This window comes from Secundilactobacillus paracollinoides DSM 15502 = JCM 11969 (genome assembly GCF_001311135.1).
Lineage (GTDB): Bacteria > Bacillota > Bacilli > Lactobacillales > Lactobacillaceae > Secundilactobacillus > Secundilactobacillus paracollinoides.
The window spans coordinates 1-5,068 of record NZ_BBAG01000103.1 but is presented as its reverse complement, the minus strand read 5'-3'; the positions used below and the strand labels follow the sequence as shown (position 1 = coordinate 5,068).

Annotated in this window: 6 protein-coding genes; 4 read left to right on the top strand and 2 right to left on the bottom strand. The window is 33.9% G+C overall.

Translation table 11 applies throughout. From position 1 onward, the window contains the following. Positions 1-441: 441 nt before the first annotated feature. From JCM11969_RS15880 to JCM11969_RS15865, 4 genes are all read left to right on the top strand, one after another. The gene (locus JCM11969_RS15880; protein ID WP_225353345.1) at positions 442-1,290 is read left to right on the top strand and encodes a ParA family protein; all 849 of its coding nucleotides are present in this window, start codon (positions 442-444) and stop codon (positions 1,288-1,290) included. Between the two features lie 12 nt (positions 1,291-1,302). Then, positions 1,303-1,641 carry a hypothetical protein gene (locus JCM11969_RS15875; protein ID WP_054712772.1) on the top strand — a complete coding sequence of 113 codons (339 nt, stop codon included), beginning with the start codon at positions 1,303-1,305 and terminating at the stop codon, positions 1,639-1,641. A gap of 296 nt (positions 1,642-1,937) precedes the next feature. Beyond that, positions 1,938-2,411 carry a ThiF family adenylyltransferase gene (locus tag JCM11969_RS15870; protein ID WP_031263960.1) on the top strand — a complete coding sequence of 158 codons (474 nt, stop codon included), beginning with the start codon at positions 1,938-1,940 and terminating at the stop codon, positions 2,409-2,411. Positions 2,412-2,482: 71 nt separating this feature from the next. Beyond that, a complete protein-coding gene (locus tag JCM11969_RS15865) occupies positions 2,483-3,592 on the top strand; it encodes an MFS transporter (protein WP_082409437.1) in 1,110 nt (369 codons plus the stop codon). 142 nt (positions 3,593-3,734) lie between these two features. Here the strand turns inward: JCM11969_RS15865 and JCM11969_RS15860 are convergent, their stop codons facing one another. Together JCM11969_RS15860 and JCM11969_RS15855 are read right to left on the bottom strand one after the other, a co-directional pair. Continuing rightward, positions 3,735-4,619 (bottom strand): IS3 family transposase, encoded by an 885-nt coding sequence (locus tag JCM11969_RS15860; protein WP_105782191.1) that lies wholly within the window; start codon positions 4,617-4,619, stop codon positions 3,735-3,737. After that, positions 4,604-4,861, bottom strand: coding sequence for a transposase (locus JCM11969_RS15855; RefSeq protein ID WP_017866964.1), 258 nt, complete (start codon positions 4,859-4,861; stop codon positions 4,604-4,606). Before JCM11969_RS15855 ends, JCM11969_RS15860 begins: the two co-directional genes overlap by 16 nt. Positions 4,862-5,068: the final 207 nt, after the last annotated feature.

Below are 5,068 nucleotides of genomic sequence, written 5' to 3'. Positions count from 1 at the left end.
AGTCATTAAACAACGATGACTTTTATGTGGCGCTCACCGATTGCCGTCGGTGGGTGTTTTTTTATATTCAATTTTATATGACATGAATTATCTAATTTTTTAATTATACTTATAGGCTAATCCGTTTATATAGAGGCGTCAAGCTCCATTTTGATAAATGTCCCCTTTTCCCCTTTTACCTTTTTCTCCAAAGAGACATGTCCCCTTTTACCTTTTTCTCCAAAGAGACATGTCCCCTTTTCTAAAAAAAAGACATGCCCAAATTCCTAAGAATAAAAGCTTTATGCTTGTTGTAACTTCTCTTTTTCTCTTTTTCTTCTTTTTCTCTAAAGAGACATGTCCCCTTTTCTCTTTTTCTCCAAAGAGACATGTCTCTTTTTTTTTTGACTTTTTCTTGATAACACGTATTATCAAGAAAAGGGGACATCGGAGGTAATTGAATTGAAAGACATATTTCTAAATAATTTATTGAACAGGAAAAAGGGGTTAGTTATAACCGTTGGTAACTATAAGGGAGGAGCTGGAAAAACGTCAAATAGTATTTTAATTGCTTACCAGTTATCAAAATTGGGTGTAAGTACTCTAGTAGTAGATTTAGATCCTCAAACCAATGCTACAAAAGCACTTTTATTAACTAAATCAGCCAACGATCCTGACAATATAAACACAGTAGATAAAACAATTATGTATGGAGTTGCAAGTAAAAATTTTCGTGATTTACCCGTAAAAATTTTGAGTAACCTTTATTTATTACCCTCATTTACAGACTTTCAAGACTTTCCCAAATACGTCTATCAACATGCTAATACAACCTATGATGAGGCATTAATTTTAAGGCCACTAATTGAGCCTTTAAAAGATACATTTGATGTTATTCTTTTGGATGTGCCCCCCATGAGCAAAGAAGTCACAGAAAATGCAGTAGTGGCTTCAGATTACACACTCATCTCTTTTCAAACTCAGGAGCGTTCATTAACTGGAGCGGAAAACTATATAAGTGATCTTTTAAAATATAAGGATGCTTACATGTTAGACATTGACATATTGGGGATATTACCAGTTCTGCAAAACAAAAATGGTTCTGTAGACAAAGCGATGCTAGATGCTGCTAAGAGTGCATTCGGTTGGGATCTAATATTCAAAACAGTTATTCCACATATGGAAAGAATTAAAAGATTTGATATTACAGGTATTACAGATAGAGATAGATTTGACAAGAAGGTCATGGAAAAGTACAAAAGTGTTACTGAGGAGCTTATCCAAAGAATTTATGAATCAGAAAATGATTAAGGGGGTTAACATATGTCTATTAATAAATTAGAAGCTTTACGGAAAAAGGGAAATTTCACACCAGCGAAACCATTTTCAGAGTCAAGAGAGATACCACAAAAAACAAAATTTAAAGAGAAAAACGATGTAAAAGCCGATGAGACGTCAGATGAAACATCTCAGTATATTCCAGCCACAAATCAGCGAAAAACCTTAAAAGTATCCCCAAAAACTAAAGTGGAAATAGAGGAACTAAAACGTTATGTGAAAATGGAATATAATTATGAAGTAATTCAATTTTTAATTGATAACTACGTTGCAGATCATCTATCATCATCTGAAAAACGACGTTTTAAGGAAAATACCGAATAATTCAAGTGAGGTACCATTTTACAATACTTATAGGATATAAGCTCCATATATTAGGAATATGTCCTATTCATTAAATAAACAGAATGTTCTAAAGAAAATAATTATGAGTAATATGTGGATTTAAGTCAAGAATCTGGACACGCTTATGTGCTCCTATCCTAGTATTTGGTACATAAATTTCTGAACAGTTGTGCCATAATTAATAAAACAAGATAGGAGCATTCCAATGAAACGATATCAAGATGATTTTAAAGCCAGCATTGTGAAGATGCATCGTGAAGAGAAAAAATCTATTAATGTTAAAATCCGAAATAATACAGACTGATTTAGTAATTAACTGTGCAGATTTTCCTGATATTAACACTACTTCTAGATGGGTATCAAGCTTATGCATGAAGCTTAACAAGCCTCATATCATAGGTGGAGGATATACTGGCCATATAGGTCTGATTGGTCCGACCATTATCCCCTTCCAAGGAGCTTGTTGGAATTGTTTTGAACGAAAATACAAGAATGATTTAAAAGATCATCACTTTGACATTCTTCTGAATACTCGAAAAAGCTCTGGAGCTGTTGTCTTTTTATCAAGTATAATTGCTAATATTCAGGCATGGGATGGCGTCAGAGTCATAACAGGAATTGGCTCCCCTTTAATGTTGAATCGTAAGGGTTTTCTTGACCTAGACACATTAAAAATTGACTGGGAAATAGTTTCTAAGGATCCTAATTGCGAGGTTTGCCAAACCAATTCTTATGATAAGAACAATTAATTGTAAATCGTTTTAATCAACTCAGTGTAATAATCCTCGTATTAGGATATTGAAAGATTGAATGGCCAGATTTGAAAATTATAAGTGATAAGAACAACAATATCATCACCAATAGAGAATCAAACATTCAAATCAGCAAGGATTTTCTTAGTAATTTTATCAGCTCTTTAAGCGGTAAGATGTTTTCTTTTGGTTTAGGTTTAATGCTACTTGACCAAACAAGGTCAGCATTAAGCTTTGGAATGAATATGTTAATTTCTCCAATAATTGGTCTATTATTTCTTGTTCCTATTGGAAATATTGTTGATATGGTCAACCACAAAAAAATTTTAATCTATAGTATGTCTTTAAGAATGTGTGCTTTGTTAGTATTTGCCTTTACCATAAATAGATTTCCAGGAGCATACAAGCTAATTCCAGTGCTTCTATTTTTAATCATCGATTCCATATCTGTAAATTTTTACGATGTCTGCTATAGCGCTTCTATTCACGAACTTGTAAACACAAATAGAATACAGAAGCTAAGCTCCTTAACCCAAACAGCAACTTCAATTTCATCTATTCTGTCTCCAACATTAGGAATTGGCTTGTATAGCGCTTTAGGATTTAAGGGATTCATATTAATAGAAATCTCCGCGTCTATATTATCATTTTTAATCATGTTAACGATGAAATTTCACTATCAGAAAACAAGACTTACAATCAAAGATTATAATGAACATGGTAGTAACTCACCCTTAAAGACTTTTAAAATGGGATTGTCATATATAAATAAACGTGCACTGATTAAGTATATTATTATAATTAGCGTTATGCTGAATTTCTTTTATACGGCGCTTAGCATAGGTCCTCCGTTCATTATAAAGAATCAATTGCATGGCGGAAATACTCCTATAGGAATGCTTGAAACAGGTAGTGCAATCGGTATGCTACTAGGTAGCCTGCTAATGAATTTTTTGCCGAACACTAATAAAAAACGATTTGCTTTCAAAATGTTTATTCCCTTTTTTATACTCGATATACAATTTATTTTACTTGGATTACTGTTCTTATCTACTAGTAATGCTCTCTTTGTCTCACTATTTGGTAGCTTGATAATGGGATTAGTTTCTTTCAGTTTGGCAGTTTTAAATATAATAGTACAGGTTCGCTTGCAGAAAACTGTACCAACAGACTCTTAGGCCGTGTGATAGCTACATTAACAACTGCAAACACATCCATTATGCCACTCGGTATTTTGATCTTTTCTTTTTTATTTCAAAATACCGAGTCGGGTGGAAGTATGGATTTAGGTCAAGAATCTGGACACATTTTATGTATAATTTAAGCGACTAATTTTTCCTTTTCATTTGGAGTTAAATAATCAATGCTACTGTGAATTCGAGCACTGTTATAAAAGCTCTCAATGTAGCTGAATATTGCAGCATTTGCTTCTTCAAAATCCTGATAATGGTGTTGGTAAACCTCTTCTTTTTTCAAACTGGCGTGAAATGATTCCAAACATGAATTGTCATAGGGACAGCCACGCTTGCTATAAGAATGGCGAATATGGTGTTGCGCTAAGATCTGTTCAAAGCCAGCACTGCGGTACTGGCTACCCAGATCGGTATGCACAATTAAGTTATTAGTCGTCTTTCTAGTTTCAAAGGCTTGTTGAAAAGTGCTGATCACAAGATCAGCAGTCATATGACGGCTGATTTTATGGGCAATGATTTTACGTGAATATAAATCCTGAATGCTTGATAAATAACACCAGCCATTGGCTTTGGTGTGAATATAAGTTATGTCTGCACACCACTTTTGATTTGGACTGGTTGTACGAAAATCTTGCGCGAGTATATTTGAATAATCAGTCGCATCAATATCATTAGTTTGTTGATAATGCCACTTCTTGCGCGTGATTGATTTTAACCCCATTTGGCGCATTAATCGTTGAACTAGCTTAATACTGGCAGTCTTACCTTCTTTTTGTAACGCTTTTAGAATTTTAGGTGCCCCGTAGATACGTCTAGAATTAAAGTAAATGCGTTTAATCGACTGGCTAAGTGTCTTACGACGCTTGGCTTGTGGCGATACATGATTCTGCTGATGTTCATAGTAAGTTGAGCGTGGAACTGAGAGTACTTTACAGGTTTCTTTGATACTATGGTGCTTCAAATTAATATCAACGGCTGTCTGCCAGTCATCTGGGTTTACTTTTTGGCGAATATGGTTAAGGCTTTTTTTAAGATGTCATTCTCACTTTCTAGCTGTTTCAAACGTTTTTGCAACGCTAAAACATCTGATTTGGAAATTCCACTTCCTTTGTCTTCTTTATATAGATTAATCCATTTGTAAATAGTTACATTTGATACACCATATTCGTCTGTAAGATCAGCTACCGGGGCGCCATCCTGGTACAGCTTGACAATCATTTTTCTAAAATCTACTGAGTACTTTTTCTTGGTCATAAAAACACAATCCTTCCTATTATGGAATTATACTAAATCGTGTCCATGATTTCATACTACCTTCAGTATTTTTATTTTTAGTGGGCTAACACTTCTTTTATATACTTTAATTTTTTTCAAATCAATCCGACATGCTATAAGAAATGACAATAAATTGTAAACACAACTACAAACTTCCAGAACACTATAGGTCAGTAATTGATTGAG

Coding starts and splice junctions, on each gene's coding strand:
- JCM11969_RS15875 (WP_054712772.1), top strand. CDS start 1,303: ATGTCTATTAATAAATTAGAAGCTTTACGGAAAAAGGGAAATTTCACA.
- JCM11969_RS15870 (WP_031263960.1), top strand. CDS start 1,938: ATGTTAAAATCCGAAATAATACAGACTGATTTAGTAATTAACTGTGCA.
- JCM11969_RS15855 (WP_017866964.1), bottom strand. CDS start 4,861: ATGACCAAGAAAAAGTACTCAGTAGATTTTAGAAAAATGATTGTCAAG.